This window comes from Rhodococcus sp. A14, from assembly GCF_011603105.1.
GTDB classification, from domain to species: Bacteria; Actinomycetota; Actinomycetes; order Mycobacteriales; family Mycobacteriaceae; genus Rhodococcus_F; species Rhodococcus_F opacus.
Window position 1 is genome coordinate 1 of the sequence record NZ_JAAOQS010000111.1, and the last position, 17804, is coordinate 17804.

A 17804-nucleotide genomic window follows, 5' to 3' on the forward strand; every position below is an offset into this window, starting at 1 on the left:
AGGTCGCCACCGAACTCAACGACCGTCCGAGGCTATGCCTGAATGACCTCACTCCGAACCAGGCTGTGCGACGATGGTGGCCCCTGCACGATTACCCGATGATTCGCCACGACTAGTGGAATCCGCCCCTGGTCCAGCGGCCGGTTCTGCCACTCGAGCATGCCGTCCATCACCCGTTCGGTGATCGTCGAGATCGTCTGCTTGGACACCTCGGCGCCATAGACCTCGGCCATGTGCGCAGAGATCTCACCGGTGGTCAGTCCCTTGGCCGACAGCGAGATCACCATGTCTTCCACCCCGGTGAGCCGCCGCTGCCGCTTGGCCACGATCTTCGGCTCGAAACTCGACTCCCGATCGCGGGGCACCTCCAGCTCGACCGGCCCGGCCTCGGTCAACACGGTCTTGGCGCGTCTGCCGTTGCGGGAGTTGCCGCTTCCCCGCCCGACCGAGTCATTCTTGCCGTAGCCGAGGTGGTCGTCCATCTCACCCTCGAGCGCGGACTCCACCACCAGCTTGGTCAACTTCGCCAGCAACCCACCCTCACCGGTGAGCTGCAGGCCGTCGGCCCGGGCCTGGTCCACCAGCTCCTGCAGCCTCGCGTCGCTGACGCCCACACGTGCCGAGTTCGATTCGGCCTCACGATCAATCACATCAGTCATAATGGTGCATCTCCTTTCAGAGTTACACCGTTGTTCTTACAGTCCCATCAGACGAATAGTCGGGCGAGTGTGACGTGGGTCGTCAATTTCAGTACAGGCCAGCACTTTTGAATATTCACAGATATAGATTGGCGACGGCACCGATCGCCTCCCAGTCCGTGGCGTGGGGGTGGATGCGCCCGGGGTAGGCGGCGGCGAACGTGCGCGCCAGTGTCACGGTCAGACCGCCGACGAGGTCCGGGACGCGGGCGAGGGTGTCGGTGGCGAGGATCCGGTCGAGTGGCCGGTGCGCGGCGAGTTGATCCAGGATCCGGTCGAGATCGAGTGGAATGTCCAGGGTGCGGTACCGGCGGATACTCGCCTGCAGCCCGGTGGTGATCGGCAGGTCGGCGGGTTCGATGGTGTATCGGCCGTGGGCGGCAGCCGAGGCCTGTGCCGCCAACAGCAGATGGAAGAGCACGCGGGTGACCAGGTCACTGAAGCGCGGCAGGTCATTGCCGTCGACCTCGAGGTGCGCGGCGAGCCGACACAGGCTGTGAAACTGGGACACCGTCATCACGGTCATTACCGGTCACCCCGTTTCGACATCACGAGCAGCGCGAGTTCGCCCATCCCGGGGCATCCGTCTCGGGGACCGTTCGAGATCACTCACGTCTGCGAATCATTCGATAGTGCCTGCGGCGCCGGACGCTTCGCCACCATGGCCGTCAGCACCGCTGAGGAAGCGGCAAATGGGATAGCGGCCGGGCGACAACGGTTCCGCCATCGCGGCTGCCGACGTCGCGTGGCTCGATGAGCATCCCGGGGCCCGCACCGGCACCCGAGTGCCCCACCGCGTCTCAACCCGAATCCGGATCCGAATCCGCGGGGGGCGCGCGGCTGGACACGCTCGCCACGGCACCAAGCACATCGTTGGGCACCGAGAAGGTCAACAGCTGGATCGCGGCCATGTTCGCCGCCGCTCACGACGACGACCGAGCGGCCCCCGAACACCGCGCGTTCGCAACGGACGGCCGACGACGTGAACGTGTCACCGCCCCCTGTTCGCGCTCTCGCGATCGGCGCCGTTGCTGCGATGCAGACGGCCTTGCGGTCGCCCGTCGAGAAGTAACCAGCCCGGGCGCGAGCGCACCGCGGTCGCGGGACACAGATTCGCCGGGGGCGGTCCTGAGATCGGTGCGTAACCGGACATTTCCGACGGTACCGGGCTAGATTCGAAGAAACGGGGGTGGGTGCGCCCACTTACGGGACGTACCGGACCGAAAGGTGTCTCGCAGTGCATCCCGCACAGCACGAAACCGAGCGAAGCGACCAGACCACGCCGGCCATCGCGGACGACGACCCGATCCGGTGGCCGGACCCCAGTCCCCTGGACCTGTGGTGGCAACGCGTCATGGCCGACACCATCCGTCGATGCAGGGAGGCTGAGCCCGAACACCCGGCCGGGGCCAGCTACGCCCGGTGGACGGAACGTAACCGCGTGGCAGGCTAGCCGCGCCACCCCTCCGGTTTCGACCGTATCGACCTCGCGTTGCTCCGTGCCGACGGACACGTCAGACTCCTTGTAGACATCCCAGGGGCGCAAGTCGTCAAGCAGCGCGGGTGGTGCGGCGGTGGTCCCAGGCGATGTGTTCGTCGTAGCGAGTGTTGAGATTCGGCGTGCAACGGGCTGCCGTGTCCACCTCGGCGTCGAGGAACGACCCGGTCTCGCGGCTGTCAGGGCGCTGGGATCGAATGTGCCGGAATCCTCTCTTCGCGAACTGCGTCGATCCGGCGCTTCCGAACTGGCCGACGTACTCAGCGTCGAGACCGCTGCCGAACCGTTCTCCGCGGCATCCTGGGAGGACCCCGACCACTGGATCATGCCGGGCGAGATCGGCCTCGGCGGCCGGTCTCTCGTAGCCATCCACACCCCGGGGCATACCAAGGGTCACTACGTCTTCGATGACAGAGACTCTGGTCTGCTCTTCAGCGGTGACCATATCCTCCCGCACATCACCCCGTCGATCGGATTCGAACTCGGACCATGGGGCATGCCTTTGGGAGACTATGTGGACTCGCTCGAATTGACGCATCGACAGCCGGATCGGCGCTTGTTACCCGCCCACGGCGCCGTCACCGGCAGCTCCCGTGAACGAGCCGCCGAATTATTGCAGCACCACGAGCACCGCTTCGACGAAATCGTCGACGAACTGTCACCGGGCGCCCCTTCGACCGCGGCCGGGGTCGCCGAGAAGCTGCCGTGGGGACCCGGCGCCGACGGCCGTTCTCTAGTCTCGACTCGTTCAACCAAATGATCGCAATCTGTGAGACCCTTGCGCACCTCGACGTCCTGGTGGACCGACGGCTTGCTGTGCGTAAGAGCGGCAACGGAGCCGAGCGATTCTCGCTCGCCAGTGCAAACGACTAGGTTTCTGACATGAGCCACACGAGACTCGCCCTGATCGGCTATTACACCGCCCTCGACAGCTCGAACCCATACTCGGCGCTCACATTCGTTGATCCCTTCGATCGAGTTCACAATCATGCTGCCAGGCTCGACCATTCGTGGATCCGGAGTCGAGGACCTCCGGGCATACATCGACAGTCGTGGGGAGACCGAACGACAGCATATCCCGATACAGTCGGCCCACACTGATGATCTCGAATTCGATTACGGTGCAGTGCAAGAGCCGGAACGTACGGTGGGACACTTCTCCGCGACCGCGCGGATCGACTCCGTCGGAATGATCATGACCTACTTCGTAGCCTTCCATCCCGACGTGCGGGTCATACTCTGAAATCTCGGATCGAGATCCCGGCGTTTGTACTCGGTGCCCCAAACCTCCAGCCGACATCGACTAAGCGCAGATTCAATCAAGGTGGGACGTCGGCGTACGCCTCGGCCCCGCATCCTGTCAGGCAGGCGTCGGACGGTGAGGACTTCACGGCGCACTGCGGTCGGTCGTCAGGCGATCTTACGGACACAGGTCGCGGCCTGGGTCGTGGCGTAGATGCACGATTAGAATTTGGCCGATCCGCAGTTCGTCGTGGCCTGACGCAGACCGAAAGCGTCCGAAAGGCAACGTGCATCGAGAATCGATTCGCTCACCTGCAGGTTGACATGAAATCTGGGAAGTAACACCTGTTCCACGGAACTGCAAATATCCATTGCCATTTGATCCGAGTATGGGCAGAAATCTGTCTTGCCTCAGCTCCGTTTGGCTTGCCTCAGACCAACTGGCAGGGGACAACAACAACGCCGGTGATAGGAGTTGTTCAGCGGCCCGGTCCGTGTCACTCATGGTTTGTGCGCACTCGGCGACGATAATTTCATTCTCCGCACCGTCTTTCGCGAAAGTGCAGTTCAGTGTGTCCTTCCGCAACCCACTGCACGACCTACCGGTCGGCGACTGAACCCGAGGTCACCTCCGTTTGGATACGTGCCTTGTCCGGGATTGCGGGCGAGAGCAGGTCGTCTGGCAGGAGGTCAGGCTGAGCGCGGTTGAGAGATTTCCGACCCTCACGTCCGGGAGTGTCCGCACAGCGTCGTTTGCAGTGCGCGTGACGACCGGCGGGCACAATCACAGTCGGTGCCGTCGGCCTGACCGAGTGTCTTTCACTCCGATTCGGTGCCCTTTTTGTTCCCGTTCCCGACCGTGTCGGCAGCCTCCTCGCCCCTTTTGACCAGTGTCTATGCTGCGGATCCCCCACTCCTATTTACCCCGCGGCAGTACGATCGGCCGGCCGCAAGCCCAGATCGTCGGCTGCCTTCGTCAGATTAGCGCGCCGCTCTTCGATGGTGGCGCCCTTCCAGATCGTGTCCGCCCACACGACCAGGTTGGTCATGCCGTGATCGTGGTACCGCTGTAGCTGGGTCGCACTTGTTGCGTCGACACGAACGAAACAATCGAATTCATTCGTCTTACCGTGTCTTTCACGGCACCGTGCTATCTCAGTGACCAGTTCCAGCGATCCCTCGAACGAGGGCGTGCCTGACGTGAACCATCCGTCTCCGAGCCTCGCCGCGCGGTCCAGTGCCTTGGGTCCGTTTCCTCCCAGGATGACGGGGATGTCCACCTTTCGCGAATGCATCTGGACCGAGCCGATGTCGAAGTGTTTGCCATTGTGCACGAACGGTTCGCCGGACCACGCCGCCCTCAGCACCTCGATGCACTCCTCTGTTCGCGACGTCCGCGTCCTGTAGGGCACTCCTAGTGCAGTGAACTCTTCCTCCAACCATCCGGCACCGACGCCGAGTAACACTCGGCCCCCGCTCAGTTCCTGAACGGTGATGGTGGTGCGCGCGGTGAGCAACGGATGGCGCAGTGGGGCCAGGTACACGGCGGTACCCAGTCGGATCCGCGTCGTCAAGGCCGCGATCGCCGCATGCACCGCCCAGGGGTCGGTCAGTTCGGTGTCGGTGTCCAGGATCGGGCCGGCATGGTGACTGTGCGCCTGCGTCCCGTCGGTCGGATGATCGCTTCCGTACCCGATCGGATGGAAGATGTGTTCACCGAGCCATAGCGCATCGAATCCCAGTTGGTCCGCTGATATCGCCAACTCCAACAGGTCGCGACCTGTCATGCCGAACGCGGACAATCCAAGTGATGTCACTGGCCTTCCTTTCGTGATCTCCCGAGGCATCTGGGCGTTCCGCCCCCATGCGTCAACTCAGTGCGAGTTCGAGAAGGCGCTCGGCATGATGCTGCGGCTTGCCCAACAACCCCGCACTGCTCAGCGCCCGCCGATAATAGAGATGAGCAGGGTGCTCCCAGGTGAATCCGATACCGCCGTGGACCTGAATACACTCGCCCGCAGCAAGAACTGCCGCGGGAGCGCACGCCATTGCCACCATCGCGGCCGCGCGCGACAGTTCGTCGGCGGTGCCCTTCGCGGCCGCCCAGATACCGTGCTCGACTGCAGACTCGGCGCTCTGCACGGCAACCGCCACCTCGGCGAGCTTGTGCTTGATCGCTTGGAAGGAACCGATGGGTCTACCGAACTGGATGCGTTCACGTGCGTACTCGACAGCCATATTCAGAACAGTCTTCGACTGTCCCAGCTGTTCGCATCCGATCGCCAGCAACGCGAGATCGCGGGCACGGGCGAGCAACTGCCCGGCGTCGCCGACCGTACCGACCACCTCCGCAGGAGCGTCGTCGGCCGTGATCACGGCCAGCGGCCGCGTGGGATCGAGTGTGCGCATGGCGTCCCGCCGCAGGTGTTTGCCTTCGACGGCGAAGAGCGTGCACCCCGAGCCGTCCCGGACCGGTATCAGAATGAGATCTGCTGTTGCTCCGTCGATCACGAACTCGTCTGTTCCCGACAGGGTGTACCCGTCGGGCGTCTGTTGTGCAGCGAAGGGAGCGGACTGTTCGGCGTATGCGTGGTCACCGATCAGGACCGGATCGAAGATCACGGTGGCGGTGGCCTCTCCCGCGGCAAGCCGGGGAATCCACTTGTCCGAGATGTCGCAACCGGCTGCAGCGAGAAGAACTTCGGTGGCGACGAAGGTACTCAGGTAGGGCACAGTGGCCAACGCCGCGCCGAGTTCCTCGAGGAGCACAGCGGCCTCCGCGAAGGTGGCCCCCACCCCGCCCAGCGCCTCGGGAACGGCCAGGGCGGGCGCCGCGAAATCTCCACTGAGTGCCGACCACAGCTCCGTGTCGGTGCCACCCGCCGACGCCGTCTCGGCCCGTTCGAGGAGATTTTCGGGTGGATTGACCTTGCGGACCATCGCGATGATCGATTCGCGAAGCAGTATCCGATCTTCGGTGGCTTCGGAGTGTTCGAGGATCATGCCGTGACACCTTCGAGCAGTGCGGCCAGTTCGGTGCGAACCTCACGACGCAACAGCTTGCCGAGCTCGTTGTAGGGCAACGCGTCCCGATAATGGATCTGGGCGGGAACCCGGGTCGAGCGCAGGGTCACGCGGACCAATTCCTGCAGTTCCTCGCTGCCCGCGGCTTTGCCGGCAGCGAGCACCACCACAGCTTCGACCCGCTCACCCCACTCCGCGTCCGGCACACCGACAACGGCAACGTCGGCCACGGCCTTATGGCTGCGCAAGCAGTCCTCGATCTCCGCCGGCGCGATGTTTTCGGCCCCGCGGACGATCACATCGTCAGCGCGGCCGTGCAGGAACAGATAACCGTCGGCGTCGAGATGCCCATGATCGCGGGTGGGGTACCAACCATCCTCCCCCACTGCCGAATGCGAAAGGTACTCCCCCGAGACCTGTTCGCCGCGCACCCAGACTTCACCCGCCGCACCGGCCGGTAGCGCTGCTCCATCGTCGGACCGCACCTCGAGTTCGATCGAGGGGATCGGCCGGCCCACCGAGCCGAGCCGTGCGCGAACCGACGGGTCGTTACTCGCCGCAGCGATCCGATGGTCTTCGGGCCCCAGGACCGCGATGGTCGAGCTGGTCTCGGTGAGCCCGTAGGCGTTGACCAGATCTACTCCGGGTAGCAGTGCGAGCGCCCGCTCGACCGTCTCCACCGGCATCCGGCCGCCCCCGTATGACAGATGTCGCAGCGCGTCGAGTCTCTGGCCACGTCGTTCGAGGACATCGAGGATCCGGCCCAGCATCGTCGGAACCACCATGGCGTGCGTGATGGCCTCGTCCGCGGCGAGATTCACCCAGGATTCCGGGTCGAACGCGGGAAGTTGGACGATACGACGTCCGGAATACACCGACGTGAGCGCTGAACTCACGGAGGCAATGTGGTAGGGCGGGACCGAAACCAGGATCGCTTCCTCGGGGCACGCACTGAAAAATTCGACGGTACTGACCACGTACGGCACGAGATTGCTGCTTCGCAGAACTGCGGCTTTCGGATCACCACTGGTGCCGCTGGTGAACAGCAGCACCGCTGGTGAGTGTTCGCTGCGCGCCGCGACGACGTCGTCGGCGGCGGCGTCCAGTGTATTCAGATCGAGCAGGCTCACGCTGTTGCTGGACTCGACTCGGGCGGTGAAGTCGGCGCCGGCGACCACCGCGACCGGCGCGAGTCGTTCGAGCGCGCGGCCGACCTGTTGGTCGGTCCAACGGTAGTTGATGGGAGCGAACGGCACACCCGCGTAGCTGCACCCGAACAGCAGCGCAATGCACGTCGGCGAGTTCAGGTCGAGATACGCCAGAGCCTGCGCGTCGAGCCTGCCGATCTGGGAGCCGTATCGACGGCTCAGTTCGAGCAGTTCGCGGTAGGTCAGTCCGTCGCGTCGGGTACCGACGGCGATTCGGTCACCGTCCGCGTCTGCGGCCATTTCCAACAGCATCGAAAGATTCATGGTCGTACCCATCAGTCCGAGGAGGGAAGGGCCTTGGGCACCGACAACTCGAGTGGCCGGTCATCGGCCGAAATGGAGCCGGCACCCGGCTTGACGCACAGGACTTCCACACCGGACTCCGTGTCGATGTACCTTTTACCCAGCACGGTGCCCGCATCGAAGCCGGCCGCAGGGGCGCCGAGACCTTCTGTCGACTCGTCCGGTGCCAGCATCGGTACACCACCGCAGCACAGGGTGACGTCTCCGGTACCGGCGCGGATGACCATGACTTCGGTGCTGCAGACCGCGCTGCGCATTTTGGCACCAGTTTTCATTACCTACTCCTCAGTGATTTCATCGCGGAATTCGATATCAGGACAGCAACCCGAGGGCGCGACGAGCGAGCGGCGGAATCAGTGCGCCACGCTCCCCCATCCGGGCGTCGGTGGTCTGACCTCGAACGAAGCGGGCGTAGAGCTGTTGGAGGATCACCGCCGTCTTCCAGCATCCGAGTGCCTCGTACCAGGCGATGTCGGACAGATCGAGACTGCTGCTCCGCCCGTATCGGTCGATGACAGCGGCGCGGGGCGGCAGGCCGAGTCCGTGCATTCCTGGAACCGCGATGAACGCCGCATCCGAGTCGGGATCGAGTGTGCTGTCCGGCCAGTAATTCAACAACGTACCCAGATCCGACAGCGTGTCCCCGGTGGTCGCCATGTCCCAATCGAAAACCGCCGTGACGCGGTCCGGGTCACCCGGCCTGAACTGGCAGTTGTCGATCTTGTAGTCGTTGTGCACGATCCCACCGCGCTGGCTTCGCGGCTGGCCCTTCACGAGCCGGACCGCGACCTCCCGCATGACGGCCGCGGTCTCCGGCGAGTCGACCTCCGGTTCCACAGCTGCCCAGCGCCTCTGCCAACCGTGGAGCTGCCGGTCGAGGTAGCCCTCAGGCCGGCCCAGGTCGGACAGCCCTGCCTTCCCCGGATCCACCTCGTGCAAGTCGGCGAGGGCATCGATCACTGCCAGCCCGATACGTTCGCCGGCATTGTCGAAGCCGGACATCGAGTCAGGTACCCGGTCCCAGACGACGATGCCCTCGCGGTACTCGTTGACGAAGAACTCCGCGCCGATCACCGACTCGTCGGCACAGTGCAGGAGAGCGCGCGGCGCGCGGGGAAACTCGGTGTGCAGCTGTGAGAGAACCTTGTACTCGCGGGCCATGTCGTGGGCGCCGGCGGCGATGGTGCCGAAGGGTGGTCGGCGAACCACCAGTTGCCGATCACCGAACGTGACCTGATATGTCAGGTTCGCTGATCCGCGGGGGAACTGGAGAACCGAGAAGTCGCCCTCGAGGTCCGGGAGCTGCTCGCGTAAATAGCTTTCCAGCCGGTCCCAGTCGAGTATCTCACCGGCACGAACCGGTGCGAGCTCGGCCTGATCGTCGTTGACCTCGGTACTCATGACAGTGCTGCCAGATCGAGATGCGCATACTTTTCCTGAGCCGCCGCCTCCAGGGCAGGAAGATGTCGGGTCGGAAACAGTCCCGGTGCCGGGGTTGCGCCACGCAGCAATTGCTTTGCCACGGCCTGCAGGTGCAACTCGGTGGCACCGTCGGCGAGCCCCATGTGGTAGCTCTCCATGATCCAGCGCCCGAACGGCAATTCCGTCGAAATGCCCAGTGATCCGTGGATCTGGGCCGCGCGTGAGGTCACGTCGAGAAGCACCTTGGGCATCGCGGCCTTGACCGCCGAAATATCGACCAGGACCCGCTTGTAGTCGTTGTACTTGTCGATCTTCCACGCGGTCTGCAGCACCAGAAGCCGGAACTGCTGCAACTGAATCCACGATTCGGCGATCATTGCCTGCACCATTTGCAGGTCCGCCAGCCGCTGCCCGCGCGTATGGCGGGACACCGCGCGCTCGAGCATCATGTCCAGCGACGCCTTCACTAGACCGACGGTCCGCATCGCGTGGTGGATACGGCCGCCTCCGAGTCGCGTTTGCGCCACCTCGAAGCCCTGACCCTCGTCCCCGAGGCGGTTACCCGCCGGAATCCGCACGTCCGTGTACCGCATGTACGCGTGAGTGGCCTCATGGTCCTCATGGCCGGACACCCCGACGTTACGGACAATCTCCACACCCGGGGTGTCGATCGGTACGAGGAACATGGATGCTCGCTTGTGCGGTGCGGCTTCGGGGTCGGTCACGGCCATGACGATGAGGAATGTCGCGAACCGGGCGTGCGAAGAGAACCACTTCTCTCCGTTGATGACGTACTCGTCGCCGTCTCGTACCGCACGCGTGACGAATCCGGTCGGGTCGGAGCCACCGGCCGGCTCGGTCATCGAGTAGGCCGACATGATGTCACCGTCGATCAGCGGCTCCATGTAGCGCTTCTTGAGATCGGCGCTGCCGAAGTGCGCCAGCACCTCCGCGTTGCCCGAGTCCGGGGCCTGGCAGCCGAACACCACCGGACCACTGTGGGTTCGCCCGAGGATCTCGTTGAGGAGGGCAAGCTTGAGCTGTCCGTAGCCTCGTCCGCCGAGATCGGGCGTGAGATGGCAGGCCCACAGGTTCCGCTCACGTACCTGCTGCTGCAGCGGGCGGATGAGCTCGTTACGCTTCGGATTCGTTACGTCCCAGGCGTGCTCGATCAGCCGGTCGAGGGGTTCGACCTCGGTGCGAACGAAGTCCTCCACCCACTCCAACTGGGCCTGGAATTCGGGATCGGTTTCAAAGTCCCAGCTCATCGCATGCTCCTAGAATACGTAGTGAAAGAGGAAAGTTCGTGGAGGACTACCGGGACAACACGGTGCACGCGCTGATGCCCGGTGCCCCGTAGACGTGGCTGAAGGCCAGCTTCGGATCACCCGGCACCTGCCGGGCACCGGCAGCGCCGCGCAACTGCACCACGTTCTCGTACACCTGCCGCAGCCCGGTCGCGCCGATCGGTTCACCGTTGGCGATGCAGCCGCCGTCGGTGTTGATCGGGATCCGCCCGCCGATGGCGGTCTCCCCCGCCGCGATCAGCGCCTGCTGCTCTCCGTGTTTGCAGAGTCCGGTTTCGGCCATGTGCATGATTTCGGCCCCCGATTCGGTGTCCTGGATCTGTGCGACGTCGATATCGGCCGGGTCCACGCCGGCAGCCTCGAAGGCCGCTCGCGCCGCTGTCACCGTGGGCCCGTCCGCGCGTTCGGTCGAGACCCACGGACTGAACACCTCGAACGAGCCGAACTGACGTGAACGCAGCTCCGCGGCCTCGAGGAATACCGGGGTATCGGTGTACTTCTTCGCCTGATCGGCACGCGCGAGAATCAGCGCCACGGCCCCCTCTGCGGGGGAGCAGAACATGAACTGCGTCAGCGGATGGCTGACCATCGTCGACGACAAGACCTGTTCCTCGGTCATCGGAGTCCGGCGCCACGCATGGGGAGCCAGGGACCCGTTACCGAACGCCTTCACGGCGACCTGTGCGAGTGTGTTCTCGCTGATACCGTGTTCGGCCATGTACCGCTGAATCTTCATCGCGAAGAACTGGGTGGTCACCATCATGCCCGTCTCGCCGTACCACTGCCCCAGCCCATTCGCCTTCGGATCGGCGTTGAAGGCGCCCTTGGGATGCTTGTCGAACCCGATGGCGATCCCCAGGTCGTGCTTGCCCGACGCGATCGTGTTCACCGCGGACGTCAACGCGCTACCGCCGGTGGCGCAACCATTGGAAACGTTGATGAACGGAAGCCCGGTCAGTCCGAGCTCGGAGACGAGGGTGTCGGCGTTTCCGGCGGAATCGCTCCCACCGTAGGCAAATTGAATATCGGACCATTCGACACCGGCATCCTCGAGCGCCTGTCGCGCAGCATGGACGGCCTGGGCGCGGCCGCTCACACCTTCGGTCCGCCCGAATTGGTGGATGCCTATTCCGACGATCGCGACCTTCATTTCGTCTCCTCAGTGCTGCCGGGGCCGAACGCGTAGGTCAGGACCTCGGAACCGTCGGCGTCACGGTGGTTGACCATCGTGGTCAATGTCATCGAATCGCCGATCTCGAGTTGGTCCGGGTCATTGATCGTCAGCCGGGTCTCCACGATGACCGGACCCAGGTCGATATATCCGACACCGAACGGGACGAAGTCATCCGGACCGAGGAACGGGCGTTTCGGCCGGAACGACTGCACGGTGTAGGACCACAACGTTCCGGCCGACGGAAGTTCAACGCTGACCATCGTGGAACCGCTGCATCGTGGGCACGAATCCTGCAGCGGAAAGGTGACGGTGCCACAATCACCGCAGCACCCGCCGAGGAGAACCACACCCCGGTCATCGATCCGAAGCACCTCGCTATCGATCGATTTACCGGGCAACAGAGCCTGTGTCGGCGTCATTCTCGAACTCCTGACTCGTGTGTTCCGAGGCCCTCGCCCATCGACCAGGTGTGCTCGACAGCAGTCACGACGTACCTCCGATATCTTCGCTCGGGTCGCGGTCAGGTAGTTCGCCATCGACCAGTCCTGTGCCTCGCATCACTCCCGATACGCCGAGCATAATTATCATGAGGAAATTCCGCAATACGGTTTTCACGGGCCAGGAGAAGTGGAGGGAAGTCTGCGGGCCGACTGGCTGTCACGGATCGGGAGAATGGGTCCCGAGAGGCGCTTTCGGATCGTTACCGCCGCAATTCTGCAACGCCGGGGATGGCCGCGCGTCGGCACGATCGCCTATCCATTTCGCCGTCCGGTGACGCGTCGGCCGATCATCCGCGCGCGTAGTCACGGTGATCCTGGAGCGTTCGCGCCGCGAGCAGGTCTGGATCGCCGAGCTTGAGGGCCGAACCGAGATCAGGCAGCCCCGGACGGCCGTCCACGCCCCGATCGTGACCGCAATGCTGGCTTCGCCGCCGACGGGTATCGGGTGACGCCGGGGAGCAGCGAGCTGCTCCCCGGCCGGCAACTATTTCCTGCCTATGTTGTTGACTCCGAATCGTTGTGGAAGTTCTTGGGATGTGTCGGGTCGTCAGTGGCCCGGCCATCCGCCAACGGCGAGTGACTTACCGAATGGGTAAGGAGCCGCTCGCTCGCCGGTGGTTGTGGGTATACGCACGTGAGATTGCTTATCTCGTCCCGGTTGCAGTTCGATTCGGGAATGACCTGCCACAGACGCTCGACGAACCGGCGCGTTGTCATTCCGAAGTTCACAAGAATCTCCTCCCTGGCGGGGCCCCCGTATGGTGCCCACCTCCTGGCGAAGTCGATGAGGAGCTCCGCATCGTTGTCAGGATGTATACGCTTGCGGTTGACTTCGATCCAGGTGGCATGACGCCTTTGACGCCATTGACGATATTCTGCAGGGTTCATGGTATTCAACACATCTATTCGGGCCTGGGCAGGCCAGTGGAGTTGCGAATCTGCCTCACTGCGGCTAGGTATGCATGCGGTCGATGACGGTTTCCGTCCACCCAGCTGCTCGGCGATTCCGAGATACCCTGGACTGCCAGGGCAGCCGGGTGACCACTCCTGTCGGCAATTGCAAACCCACCCTTCATGTCGCGGTGGAGACGCGCCTCGAACTCGCCTTTGTGCGGGCGACCTGGACCCGGTCAGATCCTGCGGTTGTCCCCCACAAGTTCCTTCGCGATGGTCCATTTGGGAAGCACCCTGGCGTTGCCCTCACGATCGGGTCCGAGATCCTCGAATTCGACGACGAATTCGGTGGTCTCGTCGACGTCCACCCTGCCGGGTAGATGGCCGATCATCCGGACGTTCTGTTCGCCGTGGACGTCGATCAGGACCACCGTGTACGGCACCGGAAAGAGCGGATGGACCTGGTGTTCCACGATGGTCCACGACTTTACCCGGCCGCGGCCCGCAACGGCAGACCATTCGAGATTGTTTCCGCCGCATCCCACACACCGGGGCCTGGGCAGATGGACCCGGGCTCCGCAGTCCGTGCAGGTGAGGACTCCAAGTTTCCCTTCCGCCGCCAACTCGAAGAAACCGCGACTCGCCGGGTCGTCGACCCGCGGTGCCAGCCGGGCGCTCATGCCGACACCAGGATCAGCGCCGCGGTGGACGGCGGCGGTGCCGACGTCACGAGGGACACCGACGCCCCCTCCACCTGGTTCGACGACTGTCCGCGAATCTGCCGAACACCTTCGACGACATGGTTCATTCCGTGGATGTAACCCTCGGACATATGACCTCCACTCGTGTTGAACGGCATCGACCCGCCGACTTCGAGTTCACCGGATTCGATGAAGGCGCCGGCCTCCCCTCGGGCGCAGAAGCCGTAATCTTCGATCTGCAGCAGCGCAGTGATGGAGAAGCAGTCGTAGAGCTGCGCGGAGTCGACGTCCTCGGGCCCGAGACCTGCACGCGCATAGAGTGTCTCCGCGCACTGCCGCGACGGCATCGATAGTGGATCCTCGCGCATCAGTACCGGATACATCTGCCCCGGTTGCGGGCGAGGCCCGCTCGCCATGGCTGCGGCACGGATCACCGCGGGGGGTTGCCGCAGATCCTTCGCGCGTTCGGTCGTGGTGACGACAACCGCCGCGGCACCATCGGTTTCGAGACAATAGTCGAACAGACGCAACGGTGTGGACAGCATGCGCGAGTCCATGTAGTCATCCAACGTCATCGGACGGTGATGCATTTGCGCCGCCGGATTGTTGTTGGCGTGCTTGCGCGCAACAAGTGCGATGTTCGCGAGTTGCTCGGACTTCAACCCGGTCTCGTTCATGTACTGCTGCGCGATGAGCGCAAAGAACATGCCCGGGGAGAGCAACCCGTACGGGCCGAAGAACTCTGTGAACGACTCGGCGCCGCCGATGACGGGATCCAGCTCGGCGGAGAGTCCGAACCGGTTGCCGGAGCGACCGTTGAGGGAGCGGAAGACCACCACGGTGGCCGCCTGTCCACTCATGATCGCGGCGACGGCCTGTGCCACCATCGCGCAGGGACCCGACCCACCCGGACCAGCCTCACCGTAGTAGGTCAGATTGCGTGCGCCGATCGCATCGCCGAGAGCCGCGCAGGACACGAGGTCCATGTCGTTGCGAACGATGCCGTCGACATCGGCGGGGTCTATGCCTGCGTCTGCCAGCGCAGCGAGCGCCGCGTCCGCCGCGAGAGCTGTCACGCTCACACCGGAGTTCTTCGAGAAGGCGCTCTGCCCGACCCCAGCGATTGCGCAGACGTCGCGTTGCCATCGATCAGTCATGTGCCAGAACCTCTTCCGTGTGCTCGCCGAGTCGTGGTGGACGTGTCGGCGCGCCGTCACCACTGGAGAATCGGTACGGGGTGCCGGGAAAGAGCGCACTGGAGCCGTCGTGCATCTCGACGGGGACGAAGAACCCGCGTTCGGCGAGGTGCTCGTCGTCGAACAACTCTTCCGGGGCCCGCAAAGGTCCGATCGGCAGACCACGCCCCTGGCCCTCGCGGTAGACGGTTCCCGAATCCTGAATGAGGAAGAAGACCTCGAGCAGTTCCTGGATGTGCGAGAAATTCTCCTGCCGATACGCCAGCGACAGGTACTCGTCGTCGACGAGATCCGCCGCGACGCCGGCCGATTCCATCCACGAGGTCAGTGCCTTCCACGCATGCTGGTCAGCGAGAATGAGAGCGAAGTACACCCACACCCCGTCCGCGCACTGGAACAACGCCGGCTGCGTCGGCTCCGGCTGGGCGTGGCGGCAGGTCTGCCTCTGCACCAGCGCCTTCGGGTAGAACCAGTAGGGGTTTGCCAACTCACCCGTGACCGCGATCGATTCGTGCATGGACACGTCGACCAATTGCCCCTGTCCGGTGTTCTGGCGCTCGATGAGTGCAAGAAGAAGTCCGCACAGCGCGAAGCTCGCGGCGGTCATGTAGCCCTGATTTCCGCCGGGACGGATCGGCGGAATCGAATGATCGTCGTACCCACACGTGGTGAGCAGCCCGCCCATCGCGAGACCGACCAGGTCGGAGCTGCGGTAGTTCGCCCACGGGCCGGTCAATCCGAACGGGGAGACCGACAGTGCAATCAGCCGAGGTTGCTCCGCGCACAGCCGTTCGAGGTTCAATCCCTGCGCTTCGAGATCCATCGGCCGGCCGGTGGTGAGAAGAATGTCCGCGCCGGCGATGAGATTGGCAAGTGCAGCGCGTCCCTCCTCGCGATCGGTGTCCACGGTGACCGAACGCTTCGAGGTGTTGTACGTCCAGAAGTTCAGGCTCTTGTCCGGATCGACATCGCCACCCGCGTAGGGTCCGATATGTCGGCTCGCAGCGCCACCGGGGGGCTCGACCTTGATGACGTCGGCGCCCTGATCGGCAAGGAGCTTGCCGGTGTATTCGCCGGCCGGATCGTCGGCGAGTTCGACGACGACCAGGCCACTGTATGCGAGTTCCATCAGATCACGCCCTCTGCGGTAAGCGTCGCAATCTCGTCCGCCCCGAGTCCGAGGATGTCCCCGAACACATACCGATTGTCTTCCCCGAGTAGTGGTGCGCTGCGCCAATTGTCCTGAACGGTGCGGGAAAACTGCATGGGTGAGCCTTCGAATTTGGCCATACCGATGACCGGGTGATCCAACTCGAAGAATGTTCCGCGTAGATCGATCTGGGGGTCCGATTCGGTGAGGTCCTGCGAGTTCCGTACGGCACCGGCCGCCACGCCGGCAGTCTGCAGCAACTCCATGGACTCGTGTGCGGGCCGACCGGCGGACCAGCGGGAGATGTGTTCGTCGAGCTGGTCCTGGTGGGCGAAGCGCGAGGATTGATTCGCGAACTCCGGCGATGACGCCCATGCGGGATTGCCGAGTGCTGTAACGAACCGGGACCAGTCCGCGTCGTCGAACACCGCGATTGCGAGCCATTTGTCCTCGCCCGCCGCTGGATAGACACCATGCGGGGCCGCCTGCGGGTTGTTCAGGCGGTTTCCGTTCGGGTATCCGGGTCTGCGGGTGGTGGCCTTGTTCACGGACACGTCGAGCAGGTCCGGGCCGATCAGATTGATGCCGGCCTCGACGGCAGAGACATCGATCTCCTGCCCCTTGCCGGTGGCGTTGCGCTGCACGATCGCCATCAACAGTGCCACCGAGTTGTAGTAGGCGGCTTGGTTGTCCATGTAGGACAGTCCCCAGCCGGACGGCTCCCGATCCGGCAGACCGGAGATGAAGGACAGGCCGCACACCGCTTGGATCACCGGACCGTAGCTCTTGAATCGGTGGTGTGGCCCGCTGTGCCCGAATCCGCTCATCCGCGCGAAGATGATCTCGGGATTGATCTCCCGCAGGTCGTCGTAGGTCAGTCCCCACTTCTCCATGACACCGGGTGCGAAGTTTTCTGTCACGACCGAACTGGCGGCGATGAGCTGCCGCACCAACTGCTGGCCGCGTTCGGTCTTCATGTTGACGGTGATGCCGAGCTTGTTGCGGCTGTAATTGTTGAACAGCCCGCCCTTGTTCGGATCCGGATTCGGATCTTCGTCGCCGTACGAACGCAGTTCGTTCTTGTAGATGGGCAAGCGCCTGGGCATGTCCAGACGATCACGTGCCTCGATCTTGATGACCTCGGCGCCGAAATCTGCCAGCAGGCGGGTGGCGACAGCACCGACACCCATCCAGCAGAAGTCTGCGATCCGCACACCGGCAAGCGGTCCCGTGCGCTGTTGGGGCAGGCGCCCACTGTCCAGGTGTGTCTGCGTTGGCCGCGTGTGCTCTATTGCCGTCACCACGTGCCTCCCATCCTCGTCGTGTTGTCGGGGTTCGCGCCGGGCAGCTCACTCACCGACAGTTCGTGTGCCTCGGGTCACTCCCGCTGCACCGAGCATAATTATCATGAGGAAATATGGCAATAGGCTTGATACAGGGAAATACCCGCACAAGCTGCGAACCCCGCGCACCGGGGGACCCTGCGC

The 17804-nt window shown here is 63.9% G+C and carries 15 protein-coding genes and 2 pseudogenes; 2 read left to right on the forward strand and 15 right to left on the reverse strand.

What is annotated here, in order from left to right:
* Positions 1-128: 128 nt before the first annotated feature.
* Positions 129-659: pseudogene (locus tag G9373_RS36935) on the reverse strand (transposase); the annotation flags it as partial.
* Positions 660-774: 115 nt separating this feature from the next.
* Positions 775-1224 carry a DUF1931 family protein gene (locus tag G9373_RS36940; protein ID WP_167119930.1) on the reverse strand — a complete coding sequence of 150 codons (450 nt, stop codon included), beginning with the start codon at positions 1222-1224 and terminating at the stop codon, positions 775-777.
* 711 nt (positions 1225-1935) lie between these two features.
* Here G9373_RS36940 and G9373_RS36945 point away from each other — a divergent pair.
* Together G9373_RS36945 and G9373_RS36950 are read left to right on the forward strand one after the other, a co-directional pair.
* The gene (locus G9373_RS36945) at positions 1936-2151 is read left to right on the forward strand and encodes a hypothetical protein (protein ID WP_167119933.1); all 216 of its coding nucleotides are present in this window, start codon (positions 1936-1938) and stop codon (positions 2149-2151) included.
* 370 nt (positions 2152-2521) lie between these two features.
* Positions 2522-2956 carry an MBL fold metallo-hydrolase gene (locus tag G9373_RS36950; protein WP_240960942.1) on the forward strand — a complete coding sequence of 145 codons (435 nt, stop codon included), beginning with the start codon at positions 2522-2524 and terminating at the stop codon, positions 2954-2956.
* Between the two features lie 1402 nt (positions 2957-4358).
* Here G9373_RS36950 and G9373_RS36955 read toward each other — a convergent pair.
* The 13 genes and pseudogenes from G9373_RS36955 to G9373_RS37010 all read right to left on the reverse strand — a co-directional run bounded on the left by G9373_RS36955 (position 4359) and on the right by G9373_RS37010 (position 17564).
* On the reverse strand, positions 4359-5225 hold the full coding sequence (locus G9373_RS36955; protein WP_240960943.1) for a TIGR03619 family F420-dependent LLM class oxidoreductase: 867 nt from the start codon (positions 5223-5225) through the stop codon (positions 4359-4361).
* 82 nt (positions 5226-5307) lie between these two features.
* On the reverse strand, positions 5308-6441 hold the full coding sequence (locus G9373_RS36960; RefSeq protein ID WP_167119943.1) for an acyl-CoA dehydrogenase family protein: 1134 nt from the start codon (positions 6439-6441) through the stop codon (positions 5308-5310).
* On the reverse strand, positions 6438-7934 hold the full coding sequence (locus G9373_RS36965; protein ID WP_167119946.1) for a fatty acid--CoA ligase family protein: 1497 nt from the start codon (positions 7932-7934) through the stop codon (positions 6438-6440). Before G9373_RS36965 ends, G9373_RS36960 begins: the two co-directional genes overlap by 4 nt.
* Positions 7935-7945: 11 nt before the next feature.
* A complete protein-coding gene (locus tag G9373_RS36970; protein WP_167119949.1) occupies positions 7946-8248 on the reverse strand; it encodes a hypothetical protein in 303 nt (100 codons plus the stop codon).
* Between the two features lie 37 nt (positions 8249-8285).
* Positions 8286-9374, reverse strand: coding sequence for a phosphotransferase family protein (locus tag G9373_RS36975; RefSeq protein WP_167119951.1), 1089 nt, complete (start codon positions 9372-9374; stop codon positions 8286-8288).
* Complete coding sequence (locus G9373_RS36980; RefSeq protein ID WP_167119953.1) at positions 9371-10663, reverse strand: acyl-CoA dehydrogenase family protein; 1293 nt, start codon at positions 10661-10663, stop codon at positions 9371-9373. Before G9373_RS36980 ends, G9373_RS36975 begins: the two co-directional genes overlap by 4 nt.
* 46 nt (positions 10664-10709) lie before the next feature.
* Complete coding sequence (locus G9373_RS36985) at positions 10710-11852, reverse strand: thiolase family protein (protein ID WP_167119956.1); 1143 nt, start codon at positions 11850-11852, stop codon at positions 10710-10712.
* Positions 11849-12136 carry an OB-fold domain-containing protein gene (locus G9373_RS47070; RefSeq protein ID WP_240960944.1) on the reverse strand — a complete coding sequence of 96 codons (288 nt, stop codon included), beginning with the start codon at positions 12134-12136 and terminating at the stop codon, positions 11849-11851. The genes G9373_RS36985 and G9373_RS47070 overlap by 4 nt, the downstream gene beginning before the upstream one ends.
* Positions 12137-12149: 13 nt before the next feature.
* A pseudogene (locus G9373_RS47075) lies at positions 12150-12295 on the reverse strand (hypothetical protein); the annotation flags it as partial.
* Between the two features lie 1211 nt (positions 12296-13506).
* Positions 13507-13950, reverse strand: coding sequence for an OB-fold domain-containing protein (locus tag G9373_RS36995; protein ID WP_167119959.1), 444 nt, complete (start codon positions 13948-13950; stop codon positions 13507-13509).
* Complete coding sequence (locus G9373_RS37000) at positions 13947-15128, reverse strand: lipid-transfer protein (RefSeq protein WP_167119962.1); 1182 nt, start codon at positions 15126-15128, stop codon at positions 13947-13949. The genes G9373_RS36995 and G9373_RS37000 overlap by 4 nt, the downstream gene beginning before the upstream one ends.
* Positions 15121-16296, reverse strand: a complete 1176-nt coding sequence (locus G9373_RS37005; RefSeq protein WP_167119964.1) for a CoA transferase — start codon at positions 16294-16296, stop codon at positions 15121-15123. Before G9373_RS37005 ends, G9373_RS37000 begins: the two co-directional genes overlap by 8 nt.
* Complete coding sequence (locus G9373_RS37010) at positions 16296-17564, reverse strand: CoA transferase (protein WP_277346724.1); 1269 nt, start codon at positions 17562-17564, stop codon at positions 16296-16298. The genes G9373_RS37005 and G9373_RS37010 overlap by 1 nt, the downstream gene beginning before the upstream one ends.
* Positions 17565-17804: the final 240 nt, after the last annotated feature.

What these genes read in the sequence shown, in the direction of transcription:
- G9373_RS36940 (WP_167119930.1), bottom strand. Translation starts at nt 1,224, where the DNA reads ATGACCGTGATGACGGTGTCCCAGTTTCACAGCCTGTGTCGGCTCGCC.
- G9373_RS36950 (WP_240960942.1), top strand. Translation starts at nt 2,522, where the DNA reads ATGCCGGGCGAGATCGGCCTCGGCGGCCGGTCTCTCGTAGCCATCCAC.
- G9373_RS36955 (WP_240960943.1), bottom strand. Translation starts at nt 5,225, where the DNA reads ATGACAGGTCGCGACCTGTTGGAGTTGGCGATATCAGCGGACCAACTG.
- G9373_RS36960 (WP_167119943.1), bottom strand. Translation starts at nt 6,441, where the DNA reads ATGATCCTCGAACACTCCGAAGCCACCGAAGATCGGATACTGCTTCGC.
- G9373_RS36965 (WP_167119946.1), bottom strand. Translation starts at nt 7,934, where the DNA reads ATGAATCTTTCGATGCTGTTGGAAATGGCCGCAGACGCGGACGGTGAC.
- G9373_RS36970 (WP_167119949.1), bottom strand. Translation starts at nt 8,248, where the DNA reads ATGAAAACTGGTGCCAAAATGCGCAGCGCGGTCTGCAGCACCGAAGTC.
- G9373_RS36975 (WP_167119951.1), bottom strand. Translation starts at nt 9,374, where the DNA reads ATGAGTACCGAGGTCAACGACGATCAGGCCGAGCTCGCACCGGTTCGT.
- G9373_RS36980 (WP_167119953.1), bottom strand. Translation starts at nt 10,663, where the DNA reads ATGAGCTGGGACTTTGAAACCGATCCCGAATTCCAGGCCCAGTTGGAG.
- G9373_RS36985 (WP_167119956.1), bottom strand. Translation starts at nt 11,852, where the DNA reads ATGAAGGTCGCGATCGTCGGAATAGGCATCCACCAATTCGGGCGGACC.
- G9373_RS47070 (WP_240960944.1), bottom strand. Translation starts at nt 12,136, where the DNA reads ATGGTCAGCGTTGAACTTCCGTCGGCCGGAACGTTGTGGTCCTACACC.
- G9373_RS36995 (WP_167119959.1), bottom strand. Translation starts at nt 13,950, where the DNA reads ATGAGCGCCCGGCTGGCACCGCGGGTCGACGACCCGGCGAGTCGCGGT.
- G9373_RS37000 (WP_167119962.1), bottom strand. Translation starts at nt 15,128, where the DNA reads ATGACTGATCGATGGCAACGCGACGTCTGCGCAATCGCTGGGGTCGGG.
- G9373_RS37005 (WP_167119964.1), bottom strand. Translation starts at nt 16,296, where the DNA reads ATGGAACTCGCATACAGTGGCCTGGTCGTCGTCGAACTCGCCGACGAT.